Annotated in this window: 21 protein-coding genes; 10 read left to right on the top strand and 11 right to left on the bottom strand. The window is 65.8% G+C overall.

Going from position 1 to position 22,181, the window contains the following annotated elements; translation table 11 throughout:
* The first annotated feature begins 78 nt into the window (after nucleotides 1-78).
* Nucleotides 79-897 carry a universal stress protein gene (locus ACRCUN_RS14750; protein WP_462142391.1) on the top strand — a complete coding sequence of 273 codons (819 nt, stop codon included), beginning with the start codon at nucleotides 79-81 and terminating at the stop codon, nucleotides 895-897.
* A gap of 13 nt (nucleotides 898-910) precedes the next feature.
* On the opposite strand, the gene ACRCUN_RS14745 is transcribed toward ACRCUN_RS14750, so the two are convergent.
* Together ACRCUN_RS14745 and ACRCUN_RS14740 are read right to left on the bottom strand one after the other, a co-directional pair.
* On the bottom strand, nucleotides 911-1,549 hold the full coding sequence (locus tag ACRCUN_RS14745) for a flavodoxin family protein (protein WP_462142390.1): 639 nt from the start codon (nucleotides 1,547-1,549) through the stop codon (nucleotides 911-913).
* Complete coding sequence (locus tag ACRCUN_RS14740) at nucleotides 1,546-2,592, bottom strand: LacI family DNA-binding transcriptional regulator (RefSeq protein WP_462142389.1); 1,047 nt, start codon at nucleotides 2,590-2,592, stop codon at nucleotides 1,546-1,548. The genes ACRCUN_RS14745 and ACRCUN_RS14740 overlap by 4 nt, the downstream gene beginning before the upstream one ends.
* A gap of 225 nt (nucleotides 2,593-2,817) precedes the next feature.
* Between ACRCUN_RS14740 and ACRCUN_RS14735 the strand changes: the two genes are divergently transcribed.
* The 5 genes from ACRCUN_RS14735 to ACRCUN_RS14715 all read left to right on the top strand — a co-directional run bounded on the left by ACRCUN_RS14735 (nucleotide 2,818) and on the right by ACRCUN_RS14715 (nucleotide 9,194).
* The gene (locus ACRCUN_RS14735; protein WP_462142388.1) at nucleotides 2,818-4,080 is read left to right on the top strand and encodes a YlbE family protein; all 1,263 of its coding nucleotides are present in this window, start codon (nucleotides 2,818-2,820) and stop codon (nucleotides 4,078-4,080) included.
* The gene (locus ACRCUN_RS14730; RefSeq protein ID WP_462142387.1) at nucleotides 4,077-5,459 is read left to right on the top strand and encodes a glutamine synthetase family protein; all 1,383 of its coding nucleotides are present in this window, start codon (nucleotides 4,077-4,079) and stop codon (nucleotides 5,457-5,459) included. Before ACRCUN_RS14735 ends, ACRCUN_RS14730 begins: the two co-directional genes overlap by 4 nt.
* A complete protein-coding gene (locus tag ACRCUN_RS14725) occupies nucleotides 5,456-6,133 on the top strand; it encodes a gamma-glutamyl-gamma-aminobutyrate hydrolase family protein (protein ID WP_462142386.1) in 678 nt (225 codons plus the stop codon). The genes ACRCUN_RS14730 and ACRCUN_RS14725 overlap by 4 nt, the downstream gene beginning before the upstream one ends.
* Nucleotides 6,134-6,200: 67 nt before the next feature.
* Nucleotides 6,201-7,670: a purine-cytosine permease family protein gene (locus ACRCUN_RS14720; RefSeq protein ID WP_462142385.1), complete on the top strand. Its 1,470-nt coding sequence runs from the start codon at nucleotides 6,201-6,203 to the stop codon at nucleotides 7,668-7,670.
* A 204-nt stretch (nucleotides 7,671-7,874) separates the two neighbouring features.
* Entirely contained in the window at nucleotides 7,875-9,194 is a 1,320-nt protein-coding gene (locus ACRCUN_RS14715) for a glycoside hydrolase family 183 protein (protein ID WP_462142384.1), read from the top strand.
* A 7-nt stretch (nucleotides 9,195-9,201) separates the two neighbouring features.
* Here ACRCUN_RS14715 and ACRCUN_RS14710 read toward each other — a convergent pair whose 3' ends face one another.
* The 6 genes from ACRCUN_RS14710 to ACRCUN_RS14685 form a co-directional block, all read right to left on the bottom strand.
* Nucleotides 9,202-9,450 (bottom strand): DUF1918 domain-containing protein, encoded by a 249-nt coding sequence (locus ACRCUN_RS14710; protein WP_462142383.1) that lies wholly within the window; start codon nucleotides 9,448-9,450, stop codon nucleotides 9,202-9,204.
* A 78-nt stretch (nucleotides 9,451-9,528) separates the two neighbouring features.
* Nucleotides 9,529-10,266: an SDR family NAD(P)-dependent oxidoreductase gene (locus ACRCUN_RS14705; protein ID WP_462142382.1), complete on the bottom strand. Its 738-nt coding sequence runs from the start codon at nucleotides 10,264-10,266 to the stop codon at nucleotides 9,529-9,531.
* Between the two features lie 3 nt (nucleotides 10,267-10,269).
* Nucleotides 10,270-11,835, bottom strand: a complete 1,566-nt coding sequence (locus ACRCUN_RS14700; protein WP_462142381.1) for an ABC transporter ATP-binding protein — start codon at nucleotides 11,833-11,835, stop codon at nucleotides 10,270-10,272.
* Complete coding sequence (locus ACRCUN_RS14695) at nucleotides 11,832-12,710, bottom strand: ABC transporter permease (RefSeq protein WP_462142380.1); 879 nt, start codon at nucleotides 12,708-12,710, stop codon at nucleotides 11,832-11,834. Before ACRCUN_RS14695 ends, ACRCUN_RS14700 begins: the two co-directional genes overlap by 4 nt.
* Nucleotides 12,707-13,663, bottom strand: a complete 957-nt coding sequence (locus tag ACRCUN_RS14690; RefSeq protein WP_462142379.1) for an ABC transporter permease — start codon at nucleotides 13,661-13,663, stop codon at nucleotides 12,707-12,709. The genes ACRCUN_RS14695 and ACRCUN_RS14690 overlap by 4 nt, the downstream gene beginning before the upstream one ends.
* Nucleotides 13,660-15,189 (bottom strand): ABC transporter substrate-binding protein, encoded by a 1,530-nt coding sequence (locus ACRCUN_RS14685; RefSeq protein ID WP_462142378.1) that lies wholly within the window; start codon nucleotides 15,187-15,189, stop codon nucleotides 13,660-13,662. Before ACRCUN_RS14685 ends, ACRCUN_RS14690 begins: the two co-directional genes overlap by 4 nt.
* A 143-nt stretch (nucleotides 15,190-15,332) precedes the next feature.
* Between ACRCUN_RS14685 and ACRCUN_RS14680 the strand changes: the two genes are divergently transcribed.
* Both ACRCUN_RS14680 and ACRCUN_RS14675 read left to right on the top strand, forming a co-directional pair.
* Nucleotides 15,333-15,851 (top strand): hypothetical protein, encoded by a 519-nt coding sequence (locus ACRCUN_RS14680; protein ID WP_462142377.1) that lies wholly within the window; start codon nucleotides 15,333-15,335, stop codon nucleotides 15,849-15,851.
* Nucleotides 15,827-16,915: a glycoside hydrolase family 183 protein gene (locus ACRCUN_RS14675; protein WP_462142376.1), complete on the top strand. Its 1,089-nt coding sequence runs from the start codon at nucleotides 15,827-15,829 to the stop codon at nucleotides 16,913-16,915. Before ACRCUN_RS14680 ends, ACRCUN_RS14675 begins: the two co-directional genes overlap by 25 nt.
* A gap of 3 nt (nucleotides 16,916-16,918) precedes the next feature.
* Here ACRCUN_RS14675 and ACRCUN_RS14670 read toward each other — a convergent pair whose 3' ends face one another.
* Nucleotides 16,919-17,662, bottom strand: a complete 744-nt coding sequence (locus ACRCUN_RS14670) for an SDR family oxidoreductase (protein WP_462142375.1) — start codon at nucleotides 17,660-17,662, stop codon at nucleotides 16,919-16,921.
* Between the two features lie 55 nt (nucleotides 17,663-17,717).
* Between ACRCUN_RS14670 and ACRCUN_RS14665 the strand changes: the two genes are divergently transcribed.
* Both ACRCUN_RS14665 and ACRCUN_RS14660 read left to right on the top strand, forming a co-directional pair.
* Entirely contained in the window at nucleotides 17,718-18,803 is a 1,086-nt protein-coding gene (locus tag ACRCUN_RS14665; RefSeq protein WP_462142374.1) for an NAD(P)H-dependent amine dehydrogenase family protein, read from the top strand.
* Between the two features lie 64 nt (nucleotides 18,804-18,867).
* Nucleotides 18,868-20,643 (top strand): Hsp70 family protein, encoded by a 1,776-nt coding sequence (locus tag ACRCUN_RS14660; protein ID WP_462142373.1) that lies wholly within the window; start codon nucleotides 18,868-18,870, stop codon nucleotides 20,641-20,643.
* Here ACRCUN_RS14660 and ACRCUN_RS14655 read toward each other — a convergent pair.
* Together ACRCUN_RS14655 and ACRCUN_RS14650 are read right to left on the bottom strand one after the other, a co-directional pair.
* Nucleotides 20,640-21,509 (bottom strand): alpha/beta fold hydrolase, encoded by an 870-nt coding sequence (locus ACRCUN_RS14655; RefSeq protein ID WP_462142372.1) that lies wholly within the window; start codon nucleotides 21,507-21,509, stop codon nucleotides 20,640-20,642. The genes ACRCUN_RS14660 and ACRCUN_RS14655 overlap by 4 nt on opposite strands.
* The gene (locus ACRCUN_RS14650; RefSeq protein WP_462142371.1) at nucleotides 21,506-21,931 is read right to left on the bottom strand and encodes a helix-turn-helix domain-containing protein; all 426 of its coding nucleotides are present in this window, start codon (nucleotides 21,929-21,931) and stop codon (nucleotides 21,506-21,508) included. The genes ACRCUN_RS14655 and ACRCUN_RS14650 overlap by 4 nt, the downstream gene beginning before the upstream one ends.
* Between the last annotated feature and the right edge of the window lie 250 nt (nucleotides 21,932-22,181).

Here is a 22,181-nt window from a genome sequence, read left to right as displayed (position 1 = left end):
AGCGTAGCGCGCTACCTGCTTATTTTCGGCTTGCGGCAAACTAATCTAGAACGACGAACGGACGAGAAGAGGACGCACATGAAGGTTGTGGTCGGATATGACGGGTCTCCTTCCGCGAACGCGGCGATCAACACGGGCAGCCAGCTGTTCCCCGGCGCACAGGCAGTGATTCTGTACCTGTGCACACCCCCGTTCGGCAGCAAGGGTTTACGGGCGCGGTTACGTCACTCGGCGCGCAACGTCGACGAATTGATCGACCTCGTCGACCGTGAAAGTGACGGCGAGGCCGCGCGACTGGTCGAGACCGGCGTGACGCTGGCCCGCGCCGTCGGCTGGACGCCCGAGCCGCTCGTGAAGCGCACCTGGGCGGGCGAAGGCCTCGGTCTGGCGCAGGTGGCCGAGGAGCTGCAGCCCGACGTCGTGATCGTCGGGGCCCGCGGCATCGGCGCGACCGAACACAAGATGGGCAGTGTGTCCGATCTCGTCGTGCACCACGCGACGCGGCCGGTTCTCGTGGTGTCGAAGCACATGGTGTCGGCCGAACACGAAGCCGTGGTCGACGGGCCGATCGTCGTCGGCGTCGACGGCTCCGCCGGCGCGGACCGGGCCGTGGAGGCCGCCGAACGGCTGTTCGGCAACCGAGAGATCCTGACGGTGGCCGTCGAGGACGGGGACACCAGCGACGTGGAGGCCGCCCATCACGTTCGGCGGTTCCGCGGATCGGGGGCGGGGGCCACCGCCGATGCGCTGGTCGCGTTCGCCGACGAACACCGGGCCGCGGTGTTGGTCGTCGGCTCCCGCGGACAATCCGCCGTGCGCAAGATGCTGCTCGGCAGTGTCGCGGCAGCGACTTTGCAGCGGACCTACCGTCCGGCTCTCGTGGTGCCCGCGGGATAAGTCAACTGCTGAATCACTCCTGGGCTTCCCACACTTTGTTGGACCGAACCGTGGTCAGTCGGTAGTCGGTCACCCGGATGTCGAACAGCCGGGCTCCGAGGTCGCGTGCGCGCGACAGCGGATCACTTGGATCGCAGGCGATCTCACCTCGGCTGTTGGCGTTGCCGACCACGACCCCGGCCAGGCTCTGGTCGAGATAGCGGGTGAGTTCCTGGAATTGCGCGATAACGCCCGCCGTGGCGCCGACGTAGCTCTCCTCGCACGAGATCAGCACGCCCACGGTCTTGTCCGTGATCCCGCCGACTACCTGCTCCTGTTGCGGTGCGCTGTTGGCGGTGTAGCAGAACAGCCGGTCGAACACCGACTTGAGCCGCGCCGGCATGCCGTAGAAATACAGCGGCATCGCGTAGATGATCCCGTCGGCCGGCAACATCTTGTCCAGCAGCAGTGTTTCGTAGCGGTCGTCCAGCGAGCACAGGCCGCTCGGCGTCCGGCAGCGTCGGCAATTGTCGAGCATGCGGTGGACGTAGTCGTCGAGGAACACATGGTCCACCTCGTGGCCGGCCAGCTTCGCACCTTCACACGCGGACTCGGCAAGGAGATGGGAATTGCCGTCTTCGCGCGGGCTCGCGCTGATCACCAGAACTTTCATCGATTCGCTTCCATGGCTGTTGACGCGCGCACCACCAGTCGCGTCGGGATCAGGGTTCGAGTGCTGTCCAACGGTGGCAGTTGGCAGTCCGGGTCCTTTCGTGCGATGAGGTCGGTCAGGCTCTCCACTGCCCGCGCCCCGATATCTCTGGGATGCAGGAAGACTCCGGTCACCGGTGGATTGGTGACTCGCAGGATCGAGCTGTCCACGGCACTGGCGAGCGCCAGATCGCCGGGCACCGAGATGCCGGCTTCGCGGGCGGCATCAAGTAGCGCGATCGCACATTCGTCCGAGCTTGTGTAGATCGCGTCGGCGGGGGAGTGCCCGCTGCGCAATGACGACAGCGCCTTGCCCATCTCGGTGGGCGAGGCCTCGGCCACCGCGACGATGGCGGGCCGCACGTCGTGGAGGTTGCACCATTCGCCGTAGGCATGCTGAATATCGCGGATGTAGGACCGCGAGGTGGTGTCGACGATGATCGCCGGCTGCGAACAGCCTTGCGCGACAAAGTGGTCGAGCATCTCTCTGGCGGCCGCCTCGTGGTCGTTGTCGACCACGAAACAGGGTCGCGCCGCCGCCACGACCGGTTCACCGGTGGTGACGACGGGGTACTGGTCGGCGAACGAACCCTGGAGGAACTGCTCGGAACCCTTCGGGTCGACGATGATCATGCCGTCGACGCCGAAGCTGCGCATCGAGGAAGCGTCGACGCCCGACGACACCACGATCAGTGCGTACCTGGCGTCGGTGGCAGCCGCGGCGGCGCCGTTGATCAGCTCGAGGAAGTACTCGGATTCGGACTTGGGAACTAGTGCGGTGCCCCGGCCGCTCACGTCGAGGTCGGGCATCTGGATGGCGATGATCCTGCTGCGCCGGGTCACGAGTTGCTGGGCATGGGCGCTGGCCGTGTAGCCGAGCCGCTCGGCCACCTCCAGGACTCGATCCCGAGTTTCCTGCGCCACCCGGCCACGACCGTTGAGCACGTGCGACACCGTCGTCGGGGACACGTTGGCGTAGCGCGCCACGTCCTTGATGTTTGCCATTGATCGCTCCGTCTCCCGGTCGCGGGGTGGTGTGCCTGCCGTCACATCTGGGTCTTGACCCATCGCAAGTCACTGCGCTACGGTTCCATACCAGCACAAGCCAAAACGTTTTGTCAAGTCCGATCTCGATTCATGTCGGCGATCTGCCAGGCAAAAACGGTCCATGGCGTCCATGCTGCCCATCTTATGCCAAAAGGTTTTTGCACACGTCGAATGGAGGTATCCATGAGCACTCTGGTCCAGCCGGCCGTGGCGAACGCGAACGTCGCGGCGCTGGAGAAATTGTTCGGGTGTGAACCGCACCTGGTGGGCGTCGCGCAGGCCGCCGATGTGGTCCCGGGGATGCGGAAAGGTCTGGTGCTGACCTCGGGTCCTACGTTGCCCTTTAGTGCCTACTCGGGTGGCCAGCGCGACGGCCTGCTCGGCGCGGCGATCTACGAGGGCTTCGCCACCGATCGGGACGGGGCGGTAGAGGTTTACGAACGGGGTGACCTCACCGTCGCAGGCTGCCAAACGCTCGGTGTGGTGGGCTCCCTGGCCGGCCTGACGACGGCATCCATGCCCGTCCTGGTTGTCGAGGATGTACGCACCGGTCGACGCGCTTACTGCACGCTCTACGAAGGCGACACCGCCGACCGGCTCAACTACGGCACCTACACCGACGCCACCCGCGCGAACCTCGACTATCTGCGCGATCGGATCGGCCCCGCGCTCGATCGTGCGGTGCGCCAACAGGGCGGTGTTCCACTCAAACCCATCATCGGCAGGGCCCTGACCATGGGCGACGAACTGCACAGCCGCAACACCGCCGCGACGGCGTTGTTCACCCGTACGCTGTTGCCCGCCATCGCCGATGGGGCTTGCGCGGACGCGCGCGTGCTGGCGGACTATCTCGCCGGCGGGGACTACTTCTTCCTGCGGCTGGCAATGGCTGCGGCCAAGGTGATGGCCGACACCATGCGCGGTGTCGCCGGCAGCACTTTGGTCACGTCGATGGCCTTCTCCTGCAAGGAGTTCGGCATTCAGGTCGCCGGGACCGGCGACCGCTGGTTCTGCGGTCCGCTGCCGACGTTCGAAGCGGTCCGGTTGTACCCCGGCTTCACCGAAGACGACATCGAATTCATGGGTGGCGAAAGTGTCATCACCGAGGTCGTCGGACTCGGGGGAGTTGCGCAGGCGGCGGCACTGCCGTTGCAGCGCTCCAGTGGCGGCAACGCCGCCATCATGATCGGCCGCACCGTGCAGATGTACGACATCTGCGCCGGCGAGCATCCTGACCTGCGTATCCCCGCGCTGGATTACCGCGGCACCCCGGTCGGATTCGATGTCCGGCGCATTGCCGAGACAGGTATCACGCCGTACCTCGACATCGGTATCGCCGGTGCCGGCGGCGGCCAGATCGGCGGTGGTGTGGCTCGTGCCCCGCTCGAACCGTTCACGCAGGCCGCCGAAGCACTCAACCACCCCAAGAAGGAGAGAAACGCATGACCGACACCATATTCGAACGCAACGACACGTTGTACAGCCTCGATCCCGAGCACACACAGGTTGCGAAAGAACTTGGCGCCCAAGGTGTCAAGTACGCGATGGCGAACTGGATCGACGTCCTGGGCCGGTCCAAATCCAAGATCGTCCCGATGACGCACTTCGCCGATCTGGTCGCGGGCGCCGAGCGCTACACACCTCGCGGTTTCGGCGGTATCGGCAACATGAACCCGACCGAGGACGAGGTCGTCGGCGTGCCCGATCTCTCGACTCTCAAAATCCTGCCCTGGGACCGTCGTTACGCGTGGATGATCGCCGACATGAGCTACGGCGGGCGGGAGCCGTTCGCGTTGTGCCCACGCAATGCGCTTCGAACACAGGTCGAAGCGGCCGCCGCGCAAGGCTACTCGGTGCACCTGGGCGTCGAGCCCGAGTTCTACGTGTTCCGGCCCGAATCGCTTGACGGCGGACACGACCGGCTCATCCCCGTGGCTCGCAGCGGATCGCTCAAGCCCTCACCGGCCTATGATGTCGAGGCGACGCTGGACGCGTCGGAATTCCTCGACACACTCGTCGGATACCTCAGTGAACTCGACTTCGGTGTGTATGCCTTCGGGCACGAGGGCGGTGACGGTCAGTACGAACTGAGCATCGGACACGCCCCAGTGCTCGAAATGGCCGATCGGATGACGCTGTTTCGCTTCGCGGTGAAACAGATCGCCAAAGAGTGCGGACTGCTCGCGACCTTCATGCCCAAGCCGTACGCGAGCATGTGGGGCTCCGGCGCGCACCTCAACATGAGCTTGGTGAATCTGGAGACCGGACGAAACGCGTTCCGGCGGGGTGACACCGCAGGCGAGTGGACCGAGACCACCTACCAGTTCATCGCGGGTGTGCTCAAACACGCGCCGGCGTTCACCGCACTGGGCAACCCCACCACGAATTCCTACCGCAGGCTCACTCCCCGGCTGGCCGACGGTCAGATATCTTGGGCGCCAACGCGAGTCAGCTACGGTTCCAACAATCGCTCGTGCACGGTGCGGTTACCGCAGAACCGGGCGTGCATCGAGTACCGGGCCGCCGACAGTGCGGCGAACTACTACTTCGCCTCGGCACTGATGATCGCCGCGGGCCTCGAAGGTATTCGCGAGGGTCTCGACCCGGGCAAGCCGTTGGAGCAGGCCTCACACAACTCCGATGCACCGGCGCTGCCGCGCACACTGCTGGAAGCCATCGAAGCGTTCCAATCGGATCCATTGGTACACAAAACATTCTCACCGGCATTCGTCAGCGAGTACACGGAGATGAAGCTCAAGGAATGGAAGGCCGATCACCTGCTGGTCTCCGACAACGAACGTAGAAGGTACCTGCTCGAACTATGACGGTCGTCGGCGTTGTGTGTGGGCTCGGCACCGATGGCAATCTCGCGAGCCATCGGAACTACATCGACGCGGTCGTCCGCGCGGAGGGCTCGCCGGTTCTGATCCCGGCGACGCTCGACCCCGCACGGGCACTGCGTCTGGCCGAACGTATCGACGCGCTGCTGTTGCTGAGTGGCGGGGACATCCATCCCCGCCGCTACGGCGAAACGACCAGGGCCACCCTTATGGGAGTCGACGAACAGCGCGACCTGGTCGAACTCGCGCTCCTCGAGCGGGCGATGCGGCGAGGTATCAAGGCTTTCGGCGTGTGCCGCGGCGCGCAGTTGCTGGCCGTGGCGCACGGCGGGCGATTGCATCAGGACCTGCCTGCTTACGGCGTGCGAAAACACATGGTGGACACCGTCGACGGCGGCTACGCCTCGATCCGCCATACCGTCGAGATCAAGGAGGGATCACTCGCTGGAGAGCTGTTTCCCAATCTCACTGAGGTGAATTCCCAGCATCACCAAGCTATTTCCGACACCGGATCGCTCACGGCGACCGCGTGGAGCCCCGACGGAATCGTCGAGGCAATCGAAGGTGAGACCTGCTTCGGAGTGCAGTGGCATCCGGAGTTGATCTACACCGAGAACCCAGAACACCTGAAGCCATTCGAATGGCTCGTCCGAAAGTGACAACCGCATGGTCGGCATGGAGATAGATAAGGACTCAGAGACTGCATACCGCGGACGCCTCCCGCGGGTGGAGCGACACGGCATCGATTACATCCCCGAAGACGAACGCCGATCCAGGCCGGGCAACCTGTATGTGCTGCTGCTCGGCGGCAGCATGACATTCGGGGTGTTCATCATCGGCTGGTATCCGATCGCCTTCGGCCTCGGTTGGTGGTCGGCGGCCACCTCGATCATGGCCGGATCAGCGGTGGGTGCCATCTTCCTGGGCCTGTCAGGGCTACTCGGGCCGCACTCGGGAACCAACAACCCAGTGTCCAGCGGCGCCTACTTCGGTGTCGCAGGGCGATTGATCGGATCTGTCCTCGAAGGGACCGCCAGCCTGGCGTTCGCCGCGATCTCGATCTGGACCGGCGGTGACGCGCTCGCCTCAGCCCTGATCCGGTTCTTCGCCATGCCGGACAACGAGGCGGTGCGGCTGGTCGCCTACGGCGTCCTCAGTATCACCGTCACCGTCATCTCCGTGTACGGGCATCACAGCATGATGGCCGCATTGCGATTCATCCTGCCGACCGCGGGCCTGTGCATGATCGTCGGATTATTCGTGTACAGCAAGGATTTCGACGCGTCGTATGCGGGCACCGGTGACTATGCGTTCGGCTCACAACTCAACAGCTGGCTGGTGTCGGCACTGCTGTGTGCGGCCACGGTCTCGTCTTACGCGGCCTACTCGGGTGACTGGACGCGCCACATCTCGCCCAGGAAGTACTCCGACCGCCGCATCGTCCTCACCCTGTTTCTCGGCGGCATCTTCGGTATGGGGGTGTGTTTCCTGTGGGGCGCATTCGCGTCGGCGGCCGCATTCAACGCCGGTGCCGCCGATGCGGACACCCCGTTCGTCTTCGGAGTCGTCGACATCGTGCCGCTGTGGTACATCCCGGCTCTGCTCTACCTCGGCCTGGCCTCGGGCACCACACAGGCGGTCATCAACACGTACGGCACGGGACTCGACACCAGCGCGATCTTCCCGCGGTTCAGCCGGATTCAGGCGACGCTGCTGGCGTGCGTACTGGCAACAGCACTGGTCTACGTCGGGCACTTCTACGACCGGATCGAGAGCGGGATGGCGATCTATCTGCAGCTGCTGGTGTGCTTCTCGATCCCATGGGTGGTGATCGTGGTCTACGGCCACGTGCAGCGGCGCGGCTACTACAACGTCGACGACCTGCAGGTGTTCAATCGGCGCCTGCGGGGCGGAATCTACTGGTACAAGGGCGGTCTGAATCCACGCACGTTGATCGTGTGGTCGGTCGCCGCGGTCACCGGCATGCTGTTCTCGGTCAATGACGCCTACACCGGGCCACTGGCGCCGATGATCGGCGGCATCGACGGGGGTCTGATCGCATCGGGCCTCGTCGCTGTGATCGGGTGCCCGATCATCCACGGGTTCTGGCCGGACAAGCCCGACGTGTTCGGTCCTGCGCCGGTCCCGGAACCATCCAGCGCTGCGCAGCCACCTGCCGCCACACTGGAGCACTGAGGAAGACCTCGCCGACGGGCGGCCCGCGCACCGCGTGGCCGCCCGTTTCCGGGTACGGCGAGCGACCGGTCTCGAAGCGATCACGGATGGATACCGGATCATCACCGGCAAACCACATGCGCCTCTGTAGCAACTATTGTCACAGTTGTTCGCGCTCCGGGGTTCAGCGCAGATGTCCGCACGCGTCAGCCCGAAAGGTGTGTCATGCCGGCCTTCCGTCGACTGGCATCGGTAACCCTCGCATCCACTGTGGCAGTGGCGCTCGTGCATTCGTTGGTCACCGCGCCGCCCGCGGCAGCCGATCCATGTTCGGTCCCGCCCGCGGGTGCATCGGCGCGCAGTGCGACACCGACGACCCCGCGACTGCCGATCCTGCACCTGCCGATCGGCCGTAAACCGGCGAGTACCGCAAGCACATCGGAGGCGGCCAAGGACACTGCCGTCGCGCCGAACACCGCCGCTCGGGCCGCGGCCGCACCAACGGCGTCGGCGGCCACCACGGTCGACTGGGTGACCGGACCCAACACCGACAGCTATTCCCGCTTCGGCATCTCCGGCGCCGACCTCGGGATCATGTGGGACAACGGACAATCCGGTGCCAACAACCAGGTGCTCATCGCATTCGGCGACACCTTCGGCAACTGCGGTGTGGCAGACCAGGAATGGCGCAAGAACACCCTGTTCCGCAGTGCCGATCGCAACCTCGCCGACGGGGTGACCGTGCCCGACCCGGTGCCCGGCAACATCTACGCCGGATCGCCCGTCGACGCGGCCCGGCCCAACTTCTCCAAACAGGTGATCCAGAGCCTCGGGCTGGCAGCCACCGAGGTGACCGTCATACCCACTGCCGGGATATCCGTCGGCACAACCCAATACGTCAATTTCATGTCGGTGAGCCAGTGGGGCGCGCCAGGGCAGTGGTCGACGAACTTCTCCGCCGTGGCCGTTTCGGCCAACAACGGCGAAACCTGGACGGTGCCCGTCACGAGCATCCGGCCGAGCTGGTTCAACACCGTTCCCGGTGTGCCGTTCGTCTGGGGTGACCAGAACTTCCAGATGGGCGCCTATCTGCGGTACGGCGGCTACGTCTACGCCTACGGCACCGGGGCAGGACGGGGCGGCATGCCCTTCCTGTCACGCGTGGCCGAGAACGCGGTCGCCGACAAGTCGGCCTACGAGTACTTCACCCCGTTCGGCTGGCTGAGAGGCTTTCCGTTCCTGGCCGTACAAGTGGTGTGGGCCCCGGGCAGCGAGATGTCGGTGTCCTACAACGACTACCTCAAGAAGTTCGTCATGCTCTACACCAACGCCGCTTCCGCAGTGGTGATGCGGACGGCGGACAAGCCGGAAGGTCCGTGGAGTCAGGCGAAGACCATCGTCAGTTCGACCGCGATCCCCGGCGGCATCTATGCGCCCTATATCCACCCGTGGTCGAAGGGCAGCGACCTGTACTTCACGCTGTCGCGGTGGTCGGATTACAGCGTGATGCTCATGCGGACATCGCTGGCGACAACCAGCAGTTGATCCGCAGTCAGCTCACCGTGCCCGGCCGGCTCGACCGCTCCGCCGCGCGCTGCGCGGCCCGATTGTGTTCGTCGGCCGACACGACCACTGCGTCGGTGCCGGGATAGACCGTCGCCTCGTGCCCGGTCACGAGCCAGCGCACCACATATGGGGGAGAGCCGTCCTCGGCCCGAACCCCGATGATCTCGGCATGCTGCTCGTGCTGGTCGGTTGTCGTGCCTTTGACCACAAGGAAATCGCCGACGTGCGCCTTCATCGCCTGCTCCCTTCGCCTGCTCGTCGGACACCTCCATGGTGCGCGCATCGGGCGGCGGTGGGAACGGGTCGGCGAAGATTACCCCGCCGTCTTACCGGCGTCGACGATGTAGACCGCGCCGTGCACGGCCGCCGCGTCGTCACTGGCCAGAAACGCGATGGTCTTCGCGACGTCGGCGACGTCCATCATTCCGCGCGGTGCCGCGATGCGCATGATCAGATTCCAGTCGGCGTTCTCCGGCGCGGCGAACTCGGTGGTCTGCGGCGTCAGCATGCCGCCCGGACAAACCGCGTTGACCCGCAGCCGGTTCGAGGTGAACTCGATCGCCAGCGCCCGCGTGAGGCCAACGAGACCGTGCTTGGCCGCGCAGTAGCCCGCGGAATAGACCTCGCCCTCGACGCCGGCGATCGACGCGACGTTGACGATGCTGCCGCCTGCGTCGAGCAGATGCGGCAGCGCCGCGCGGCACAGGTAGAACGGTCCGTTGAGATTGACGGCCAGGTCCTTGTCCCAGTCGTCATCGGTGACCGAGAGCGTATGCCGCATCTGGTGAAAGCCCGCGACGTTGATCAGCGTATCGAGCCGGCCGAATTCCTCGACGCAACGCGCGACCGCCTGCCGGCAGGCCTCCGACGACGAGATGTCCACCGACGCGTACTTGCCGCCGGGCACGTCGTCGAACACCGTTGCCATCCGCTCCGCGTCGCGGGCAACACCGAACACCGATGCGCCCCGCGCGGCAAACAACTGAGCAACCGCCGCACCGAGGCCCGACGAGGCGCCCGTCACCAACGCGACTTTCCCATCAAGAGTCATGCGCTAGACCTTCTCATGCGGCCGCGTGGGCGGAACCGCCGCCAGCAGTGTGCGCGTGTACTCGTGCTCGGGCGCGGCGAACAACTCGGCCGCGGGCCGGTACTCCACCGCTTCACCGTCCCGCATCACCAGCACGTCATGGCTCATGCGGTGCACCACCGCAAGGTCGTGGGCGATGAACAGGTACGCCAACCCGAGTTCGCGCTGCAGATCGGACAGCAGGTCGAGCACCCTCGACTGCACCGAAACATCAAGGGAAGCCGTCGATTCGTCGAGGATCAGCAGATCGGGTTCGGTGGCGAGCGCCCGCGCGATGCTGACCCGCTGCCGTTGGCCGCCCGACAGCTCGTGCGGATAGCGTGACGCGAAATCTGTTGGCAGGTCGACAAGCTCGAGAAGCTGTGCGACCCGTTCCGTACGTGCCCGCCGGCCCTTGGCCAGCCGATGGACCTGCAGCGGCTCACCGATGGCAGCGCCCACCCTGGCGCGCGGATTCAGCGACGCGAACGGATCCTGGAACACCAGGCTGATCCGCCTGCGCAGATCCCGTCCACCGGCGAACACGTCCGCCCCGTCGAGGGTGGCGATGCCCGCCGACGGTTCGGTGAGCCCGGTGAGGGCCGCCGCCACGGTCGACTTGCCCGAGCCCGATTCACCGACGACGCCAAGGGTGGTCCCGCGCCGGATCTGAAACGACACGTCGCGCACTGCGGGAACGCCCGAGTAGTGCACGGTGAGGCCCCGCACATCCAACAAGGTCGGCGCGTCGCCGGGTGCCGGGGCGGGCCCGACGCCGTCGACACGGGGTCGGGCGGCAAGCAGCCCGCGCGTGTATTCGTGCTCGGGCCGGTCGAATACGTCGAGGATCGGCGCCTGCTCGACGGCTTCGCCGTCGCGCAACACGGTCACGTCGTCGGCGACCTGGCCGATGACACCGAGGTCATGACTGATCCAGACCACCGCCGTCCCGAAATCGCGTTGAAGATCGGCGACCAGATCGATGATCTGGGCCTGCGTCGTGACGTCGAGCGCGGTGGTCGGCTCATCGGCGATCAGCAGCTCGGGATCGCAGGCCAGGGCGATTGCGATCATCACCCGCTGCCGTTGACCACCGGACAGTTGATGCGGATAGGAGTCCAGCCGGTCCTGCGGCAGCCCCACCGCATCGAGCAGCTCACCGGCCCGGATTCGAGCCTGGCGCCGGCTCATGTTGCGATGCGCCTCAAGCGTTTCGGTGATTTGCCGGGCGAGCGACAGCAGCGGGTTCAGTGAGGTGCCGGGATCCTGGAACACGAACCCGATGCGTCCACCGTGTACCGCGCGCAGCAGCCGGGCCGACGCACCCACGAGCTGCGATCCGTCGGCAAGCGTGCTCGTGCCTGCCACCACCGCGCCCGGCGCATCGAGCAGACCGGTGGCAGCCAGCACCGTCATCGACTTGCCGGATCCGGATTCGCCGACGATGCCGACCGTCTGCTCACGGTGCACATCGAACGACACGCCGCGCACGATCTCCCGTCGGCCGATCGACACCCGCAAATCCTGAACATTCAGCACAGGTGTGGTCATTGCCGGCCCCTCCTGGCTTCCATCAGCGTGCGCTGCTTGGGATCCAACACGTCGCGCAGCCCGTCACCGAACAGGTTGAACGCCAGCACGGTGACAAAAATGGCTGCCCCCGGGAACACCGCCATCCACCAGGCCAGTGTCACGAAACCCTGCGCGTCGAAGATCATCCGGCCCAACGACGGCTGCGGCGGCTGAATTCCGAGGCCCAGGAACGACAGTGAGGCCTCGGCCAGGATCGCGAACGCGAGCGACAACGACAGCTGCACGATCAACGGCCCGGCGATGTTCGGCAGGACGTGTCGCGTCAGGATGTAGCCGCTGCCGGTACCCATGGTGCGCGATACCGCGACGAACGGTTCCACCCGCACGCCCAGTGTGCTGGCGCGGGCCACCCGCGCGAAGATCGGGGTGTAGACGATGCCGATGGCCAACATCGTGGTGGTGATGCCGGGACCGAGGATCGCGACGATCGCGAGCGCCAGCAACAGTACGGGGAAGGCGAACATCACGTCGACGACCCGCATCACGATCGTGTCGAGCCAACCGCCTCGGTACCCGGCGACCACGCCGGTCGTCACACCGATCACCGCGGCGAGCGCCACGCTGACGACCGCGACCCGAAGCGACGCCTGGACGGCCACCAGTACCCGCGAAAAGACGTCGCGCCCAAGCTCGTCGGTGCCGAACCAGTGCGATCCGTTCGGCGCCTGCAACGCGTTCGGCACATCGATGTCGTTGACGCCGAACGGGATGATCCACTGTGCGGTCAACGCCACTATGACGACCGCGAGCAGCACGACGGCGCTGACAGTGGTCACCGGGTTGGACAGCAGGAGCCGCCACGACGCCACGCGGCCTTCGGTCGGTGTGGTCATGACAGCCGGATCCTCGGGTCGACGACCGCGTAGAGCACATCCACGATGAGGTTGATGAGCAGAAACAACGCGGCGATCAGCAGGACCGCGCCCTGGATCACCGGGTAATCGCGCGCGGCAACGGAATTGAACACGAGCCGGCCCAGGCCCGGCCACGCGAACACCACCTCGACCACGATGACACCGCCCAGGATCGTCGCGAGCTGGATGCCCGTGATCGTCAGCACCGGCAGCAGCGCATTGCGGACGATGTGACGGAACGTGACCACGGGAGGTGGCAGACCTTTCGACCGCGCGGTGCGGACGTAGCCCATCGCTGCGACCTCCAGCACCGCCGACCGCACATACCGTGTCATGATCGCGGCCGCGACCAGACCCACCGTGAGCCCCGGCAGGATGATGTGGCGCAGCCAGCCGCCAGGATCGTCGAGCAGCGGCCGGTATCCCGAGGTCGGCAACCAGCCCAGCGTCGAGGCGAACAAACCGATCAGCAGGATGCCCAGCCAGAAATCGGGGATCGACACACCGAATTGGCTCGCGACCCGGACGATCGCGTCGCTGGCCCTGCCCTCCCGCAATGCCGACCAGATACCGGCGGGCAGCGCTACCACGAGCGCGATGACGATGCCGACAAGACCGAGCGACAGGGTGGCGGGCAGCCGCTCCAGCAGGGTCACGGTTACGGGATCGCCGTTGCGGAAGCTCACGCCGAGGTCACCGGTCAGTGCTGAACCGAGATAGCCGAAGAACTGTTCGACGATCGGCCGGTCCATGCCGCTGGCCGCACGCAATGCCTCGTACGCCTCGGGCGTGTAGCGGGTGCCGAGCGCGATACGCACCGGGTCGCCGGGCACCAGATGGACGAGGGCGAATACGACGATGAGTACTCCGATGAGCACCACAGCCGAATGCAGCAGCCGCCGCGCGAGAAATCGTGCGATGCCGAGCTTCATTCCCTACCACCCGCATTCAGTTCCGCACCGCGGAAACGGATCGCCCCGTCGCGACGCGCATCGTAACCGGACAGGTTGTTGGCCCACGCCTGGATGACCGAGGGGTTGTACAGATAGATATAGCTCACCTGGTCGGCGATACGGGTCGCGGCATTGGCGTAGACGTCTTTTCGCTTGGCGATGTCGGTTTCGACACGCCCGGCGTCGAGCAGCCGGTCCACCTCCGGATCGGAGAACTTCTGCGCGTTGCTGGTGCCGTCGGAATGATGCTGCGCGTAGTAGAAGTCGTCGGGATCGATGCTGCCGAGCCAGCCCATCATGAGCATGTCGAAGTTGCCGGTGTTCTGCTCGTCGAGCCACGTCGCGAAGTCGACGGTGCGGATGTTCACCGTGATACCAAGGGGCGCAAGGTTGTCGGCGATGATCTGGGCCGCGGTCACCGTCTCGGGATACTCGCTGGTGACGAGCATGTCGAGGTTCTGCGGAGCGGCGCCTGCCTCGGTGAGGAGCCGTTTCGCCTCATCGAGGTCGTAGCGGTACCGGTCATAGCGCGTGTACCACGGGTTGCCTTCGGGGATCGCGAGCTGATTGGTCGACGCGGTGCGGTAACTCGTGGCCGCGGCGATCGCGTCGCGGTCGATCGCGTATGCGATCGCCTGGCGCACCCGCACGTCGTCCCACGGTTGGCGCGCCTCGTTGAGGGCCAGATACCAGTAGTCGTTGCTCGGGGTCACCGCGAGCGTCAATGAGTCGTCGTCACGTAACTGTGCCACGCGCTGCGGCGGCACCGAGTCGGTCCAGTCGATCTCACCGGCCTGCAGCGCCGACAGCGCGGTCGAGGGCTCCGAGATGAAGCGGAACGTCACCCCCGAGACGCCGGGTGCGCCGCCCCAGTAATCCGGATTGGCCTTGAGCGTGATGGAGTCGCCGCTCTTGCGTCCTTCGAACGAGAACGGTCCTGTGCCGATCGGATGGGTGGCGATCTGCCCGCTCTCGACGTTGCTGCGTTGCACGATCGCCATGCCCTTGAACCCTCCGAGATTGGTCAACAGGTTGGGCGTGGGGTGCTCGACGGTGATGCGGACCGTGGCCGGATCGGGGGCGCTCACGTCGGTGACGGCACTGAACTTGTCGACGTTGGTCAACTGTTCGTCGATGATGCGGTTGTACGAGTAGACGACGTCGTCGGCGGTCAGCGGACTGCCGTCGTGCCACGTGACACCGTCGCGCAGATGGAACGTCCACACCCGCTGATCGCCGCTGACCTCCCACGACCGCGCGAGTGCCGGGCGCATGTGCAGGTTCTCGTCGGGTTCGACGAGTGTGTCGAACACGTTCTCAAGCACTTCGAACGAGAAATATGCGCTGGTCCGGTGGGGGTCGAGTTGGTCTGGTTCACCGGCGATTGCGGCGATCAGGTTGCCCGAGGACTCGTCGCCGAGATCCACGCGCTCGCCGGTCGAGCACGCCGCAAGGAGGCACACCAAGACTGCGAGTAAGGCTTTAACCGCTGGTCGTGAGGTCACGATCTCTCCAGGATCACCGCGGGTGATCTGCCTGTTCGCTCACCCGCTACGGGTCGTCACCGGGACCGGGAAACGCCTGACGGACAAACCGGTGACGACGCTGATGAAGACTGCGATACTCACCCATTGTGACCTTCAAGCGCATGGCTGTTGCGACCGCCCTGGTGTTCACGATCGGATTCGGCGCGGGCCTGGGATTTGCCGGCCCGGTTCAAGCCGAGCCCGTCATGAACGGTGTCTACACCTACACGCAGGAGGGTTTGGAGCCTCAGACGTGGTCGATCTACCCGTCCTGCGTGCCCGTGGTCGGGGATCTGCGCGAGCCGCTGGAGTTGGCCGTGGCGTGCCGGCTGCACGTCGAGGCGTCGCGCGGCACGAGCGGTGGTGACGCCCGGCTGGCCGACGGTCAGTGGCAGTTCATCACGTCGAAGATCGAAGGCATGCAGTGCCCGGACGGTAGCTGGGCGCCGATCACCGAGACCTATCGGTTCAACGACGTGACGCTGACCGGCACTCGATCGGTGGCGCACAACGCGGTGTGCGGCCTGGCCCCGTCGATTCACACCGTGCCGTTCACGCTCGCCTACCAGAAGCCGCTGCCGCTGCCGGTCGAGGCTTATCCGCTCGACTGTGAGCCGTGGGGCTTGCGGTTGTGCACGTAGCCGGCCGCCGAATCCCGCTGCGCGACGGCAAGGTATGTGATCTCACCGGCCCCGGCCTGACCGACCGGTTCGGGGTGACCTGCACCGACCTCGGTGCTTCGGTCCTCGCGCCGAACGGAAAGTTGGTTTCGGTTTTTGGTGACACCTTCTCCGGCCGCCGGGTTGGGCAAGGTGACTGGCGTTCGCCGGTGGTGCTGATCGGCACGGGCGACGCGAATCACGAGATCGTCTACGAACACGCGGGCGGACCGGACCCGCGGTACGCGCGTCAACTGTGGCATTACGTGCACCACATCTCCGGCTGGCGGCGCAATGCCATCAGCACTGTCATCCCGAGTGACCTGTTGCGCGTGGGCGATTCGTTGTACCTGCACGCGATTGTCAACCGCGGATTCGGCAACGTCATCTGGACCGAGATCTGGCGTTCGGATGACTGCGGTGTTTCATGGGAGCGCTTCGGCTCGAAATTTCCGGCGGATCTGCACGGCGGCCACGCACAGTGCTGGTCCTGGGACTACGAACCCGGTGATGGCTGGGTGTACGTGACTGCCACCGGTTTTCAGCGCAACAAGGGCATCATTTTGATGCGCGTGCGTCCGGGCCGCATCGGTCAGCCCGAGTCCTACTGGAGCTGGGGCCATACCGGCACGGGTTGGGAATGGGGCCGACGTGCCACGCCGATCACTCCGGCCACCGAGCGCTGGGGTGAACTGAGCTTTCGCCGGGTCGCACCCGGGAAGTGGGTCCTCGGTGGATTTCTCGCCTCCAAGTACGCGCTGGGATACCGCGTGGTCGACTCGCCGGTGGCCGACATGCACACCACACCCGTCCAGATGCCGATCTTCGGATCGGCTTGGGAAGACGAAGACCATGCGCAGAGCCGGGTCGCCCAACTCTACGGTGGCTACGTGCTTCCCGGCTCACGCTTGGACATCCCCGGTGGTGTCGGACTCGTGGTGTCGCAGTGGCGCACGGACTCCGGATGGCCTTACCGGGCAATGCAATTCAAAGCCCACCTGAAGGACACCGCAGAGCCGCAGCCGCTGGATCCTGTCGACCTGTGACCGTCAGGCGGTGAAGCCGCCGTCGACGTTCCAGTTCGCCCCGGTGACGTAATCCGATTCCGGTCCGGCCAGGAAGCTGACCACTGCGGCGATGTCGCCGGTGCGCCCGTAACGGCCCAAAGCTGTGGTTTGCCGTACCACGTCGGCGAACTCGCCTTCGTCAGGGTTCAGATCCGTCGCGATCGGACCCGGTTGCACGTTGTTGACGGTGATGCCGCGCGGTCCCAGTTCGCGGGCCAGCGCACGCGTCAGCGACGATACGGCGCCTTTGGTCATCGCATAGACGGCGGTTCCGCCCGTCGGTACGCGATCGGCATTGATGCTGCCGATGTTGATGATTCGTGATCCCTCGCCGAGATGGCCGACCGCGCTGCGGATCGCCGAGTAGACGCCGCCGATGTTGACGGCCACGACTCGGTCGTACTCCTCCTGCGGGAACTCGTCGATGGGTGCCATATATGCCGTTCCGGCATTGTTGACCAACACATCCAAGCCGCCGAGGTCCGCAACCGCCTGCTCGACCGCCGCCGCGACCTGGGCCGGTTCGGCGGCGTCAGCCTGGATCGCCACTGCTTTCGCGCCGTCGGCCGTCAACTCGGCTACGAGCTTCTCGGCTTCGGCGGCAGATGCCCCGTAGGTGAAGGCCACCGCGGCCCCGTCGGCGGCCAACCGTCGCACGATGCCCGCGCCGATTCCGCGTGAGCCGCCGGTTACCAGTGCGCGCCGTCCCTCAAGTGCTGAAGTCATGGACAAGACAAAGCCGTAAGCGGCCCCGTGATTCCCGGTGTGACGGGTATCACTTATGGTGATTTCCGTGGCGAAACGAGTCGTGGTCTGGGGCACCGGTTTTGTGGGCAGCATGGTGATCGCCGAGATCGTCAGACATCCGCTGTTCGAGCTCGTCGGTGTCGGCGTCAGCAATCCGGAGAAGGTGGGCCGCGACGTCGGCGAGATCTGCGGCCTCGGCGCGCCTATCGGCATCGCGGCATCCGACGATGTGGACGCGCTCATCGCGTTGCGGCCCGATGCCCTTGTGCACTACGGGCCAACGGCTGCGCACGCCGACGCGAACATCGCACTCATCACCCGGTTCCTGCGCGCGGGCATCGATGTCTGCTCAACGGCGATGACGCCATGGGTGTGGCCGAAGATGCACCTCAACCCGCCCAACTGGATCGAACCGATCACCGAGGCGTGCGAGGTCGGCGGCGCGTCATGCTTCACCACGGGTATCGATCCCGGCTTCGCCAATGACCTGTTCCCGATGACGCTCATGGGTTTGTGCTCGGAGGTGCGCCGGGTTCGCGCCTCGGAATTGCTGGACTACACGAACTACACCGGCGACTACGAATTCGAGATGGGCATCGGCAAGCCGCCCGAGCACCGGCCTCTGCTCGAGAGTCCTGACATTCTCATCTTCGCTTGGGGCGCAACGGTTCCCATGATTGCCCACGCGGCGGGTATCGAGCTCGACGAGATCACCACCACGTGGGACAAGTGGGTCACGCCCGACGAGCGCAAGACGGCCAAGGGCATCATCGCCCCTGGCAACGTGGCCGCCGTCCGATTCACCATCAACGGCGTCTACCGCGGCGAGACCCGAATCCAACTCGAGCACGTCAACCGTATCGGCCTGGATGCCGCGCCGGACTGGCCGTCCGGAAACGACAACGACGTCTACCGCGTCGACATCGAGGGCACCCCGAGCATCTCGCAGGAGACCGCGTTCCGGTTCACCGACGGCTCCGGCCGCGACGCGGCGGCCGCCGGCTGCCTGGCCACCGGGCTGCGGGCGCTCAACGCCGTCCCCGCGGTCAACGAACATTCGCCAGGATGGGTGACTACCCTCGACCTACCACTGATTCCCGGTGCCGGCACCATTCGCTAAGTAACACCAGCCGCGTCAAACGAGATTGAATACCGGATAGGGTTTTCTCTCGAGACGGGACGATATGGCTGACGGGATCGGGCTGTCGGTTGGCGCGACCAACCTGACCGCGGTAGTAGTGGGCCGGGCTGCGGTGACGCGGTCGCCGGTGCTGACGCTCTATCCACATCGCGCCTCAGAAGTGGGCGTGCCCAGCGAGAACCCCAACCTCACCGAACGTGGCCTCATCCTGACCGACTTCGTCGACCGGGTCGGCGACCCGGTCGGCATTCTGGCACCCGACGGCTCGTCGCACCGCGGCGAGACGCTCGTCGCGGATGGCCTCGGTGCGCTGCTGGACACGGTGACCGCCGGACGTCCGGCGGGCGCACCCGTCGCAATAACCCATCCGGCGCACTGGCGGCCCAACCAGGTTGAGGCGCTTCGCGCCGCGCTCGCCGCCGTACCCGAGTTCCGCGACACTCCGACGGTCGTCTCGGACGCGACCGCGGCGTTGACCGCATTGCAGGACGAGCCGGGCGTGCCGACCCGCGGCGTGATCGCGGTCTGCGACTTCGGCGGCAGCGGCACCAACATCACCCTCGCCGATGCGGGCAACGGGTATCACCCCATAGCGCCGACCGTCCGCCACCCCGACCTGTCCGGCGACCTCATCGACCAGGCCCTGCTCAGTCACGTCGTCAACGATCTGTCCGCGGCGGGCACGATCGACTTGGCCAGCACGTCTGCGATCGGCTCACTGGGCCGACTGCGCGGCGAGTGCCGCCGCGCCAAGGAACGGTTGTCGGTCGAGTCGGTCACGGCACTCGTCGCCGAGCTGCCCGGCCACCGCAGCGACGTGCGGCTCAACCGCAACGAACTCGACGACGCCATCCATGAGCCCCTTGCCGAATTCGTGTCCGTCCTGCAGGACACGGTCGAACGCAGTGGGCTGCGTCCCGGTGATCTGGTGGCGGTGGCGACCATCGGCGGCGGCGCACGGATTCCGGCGATCACCACGACGCTGTCCGCGCATTTCCGCGTCCCGGTGATCACCGGAGCGCAGCCCGAACTGACTGCTGCCATCGGAGGCGGGTTGACCGCTGTGCGCGGGACGGTCGAGGAAGGGGTGACCGCGTTGGCACCCGCCTCTTCGGCCGCACCGCCGACCGCGGCGGCGGCGCTGGTGGCGCCCGAGCCGCCCGCTGCCCCGAAAGCGTTGGCGTGGTCGGACGCCCAGGACATTCCCGATGTCGCGGAAGTCGACGACTACGATTTCGAGTCTGAGCCGGGCACGCGCACCACGGCGCGACCGCAGTTGCAGTTCGGCGAGCGCGAGCTGACCGAGCACGAAGAATCCGTCGCACAACCCTGGTATCGCCGCCGTGCGGTACTGGCCGGCGTCGGTGGGGCGGCGGCGCTCGCAGCTGTCGCCACAGTGCTTTTGATGAACAACCGCGACAGCGGCGACGTCGCGGTTCCGGCGGCGACGACCGCACCGGTCACGACCACCACCGCACCTCCCGAGGCGCCGCCACCAGCGGTGCCCGTCGATGCGCCGGCGCCTGAGCCGCAGCAGACTCACGTCGTGACACACGAGGCTCCGCCGCCGCAAACGGTGACGCAGACAGTCCCGCCGCCACCCGCCGCGGAGCCACCGCCGCCGGTGACCGAAACACCGTCGCCCACAACGGAAACCCCGCCGCCACCGCCAACGACGACCGAGCCGCCGCCGCCCACAACTCAGGCGCCGACCTCGACGCAGCCACCCTGGAGCCCCGCCGCTCCTTACCCGACCATCCCGGGCCTGCCGTGGGTGCCCGCGCCGGGTGGCGGGGGAGCAGGCGGCACTGGCGGCTAGGCCTGCAGGCCGCTCAACGTCTTTGGGTCTTCATTGAGGAAAGCCTGTATATCGTCCCCGTCGTCGAACACGCCGTGACCCATACCTGCGATGAGGTTGATCGACGCCGAGGGCTGTAAGCGTGCCAAGCGTGCGGCCGTGTCCCGTGAGTCGAGCAGGCGATCACCCGCGCCCAGTGCGACGTACAGCGGTGCCGTGATGGCCTGTAGGAGTTCATCGGAAAAGATGGGCAGCGTGTCGCGGCGGGGCCGGTAGTTGCGCTGGATCAACAGCATGTAGTCGATGACGGGGTCAGGAACCGTGCCCGGTCCGAGGGCAATCCGCAATGCCGTTCGGGTGCCGCGACTTCCGAATGGTGTGAGAGCCAGAGCCGCGAGGATCGCACCGTAGCGTTGACGGCCGATACCGCCAGGGGCCCGCAGGGCCAGGCGTTGCACGCGGCCGGGCCGGCGGATCGCGTAATCGGTTGCCAGCCAACCGCCCAACGACACGCCAACCATGGCGGCGGTATCGATGCGCAGTGCGTCGAATACGTCATCGAGCCACAGCGCATAGGCATCGGAGTTCAGATCGGGTCGAGCCGGGGCACTCAATCCGGGCTCGCCGATGACATCGACCATGTAGAGCCTGTGTGTCAGTGACCAACGCGGGGCATCGGCCTGCCAGATCGCACTGTTGCTTCCCGCGCCGTGCAGCAGTACGACCGGTGGCGCGTCAGCGGGTCCACAGTCCAAGACGAACGTATCGCCCTCATACGTCGCGACCGTGCGCTGTCGCAACGGTGTGGGCCAATGCCGAAGATGCTCGCGGTAACTGTGCTCGACGGTGTTCTGGCCTGCTGACGATCGGTAGACGAGGTCTCTCACTTCTCTTCCTGATCTATCAAGGCGTCGATCAATCCGATCAACGCAGACGTGGATGCCGGGTCACCGTCAACGAAAATGGTGAGGCGGCAGGCGGTTTCGTCATAAGTCGAATGAACATTGAGCGGAGTTTGCCGGCTTCGGTCGCCGACCGCGGCGGCCGTGAGATGTGTGGTGACGCGGTCCATCATGAGGCGGTCGACGTTATGTACGTGCGCGACCGCCGAGACGTGCGCGTGCGGCTTACCGGCTGGCTTGTCGGCAGTCGCCCCGGTGAACGCGCGCAAGTCCTGCTCGGTGATGCGGTACTGCTTGCCCATCCGGACGGCGGGCAGGCGACCGTCGCGGACATATGCGCGCACGGTGCGTACGTGCAGTCCGAGGATGTCGGCCACTTGTTCTGCTGAGTACACAGTGACAGTCATGTCTGCAAACTACCTTATTTGTCCATTCATGGCTGCAGATAAGGATTGATGAAGCGCTCGCGCAGGTTGTGGAAGAACTTTGGTCCCTTTGTTCTCAGTAGCCACAAGCGGGGCCGATTTGTCGGTGGTTCGAACTAGTGTTCGAAGTGTGGATGGTCGGGTCGTTGCCAAGCTCGCCGCGTTACGCGCGGCGCTGGCCGGGGTGCGCGACCTGCCCTGGGAATCGTTGCCCGAAGCCGACCTGTTGGGG

Source organism: Mycobacterium venezuelense, assembly GCF_054919535.1.
This window is presented reverse-complemented; position numbering and strand designations above follow the sequence as displayed.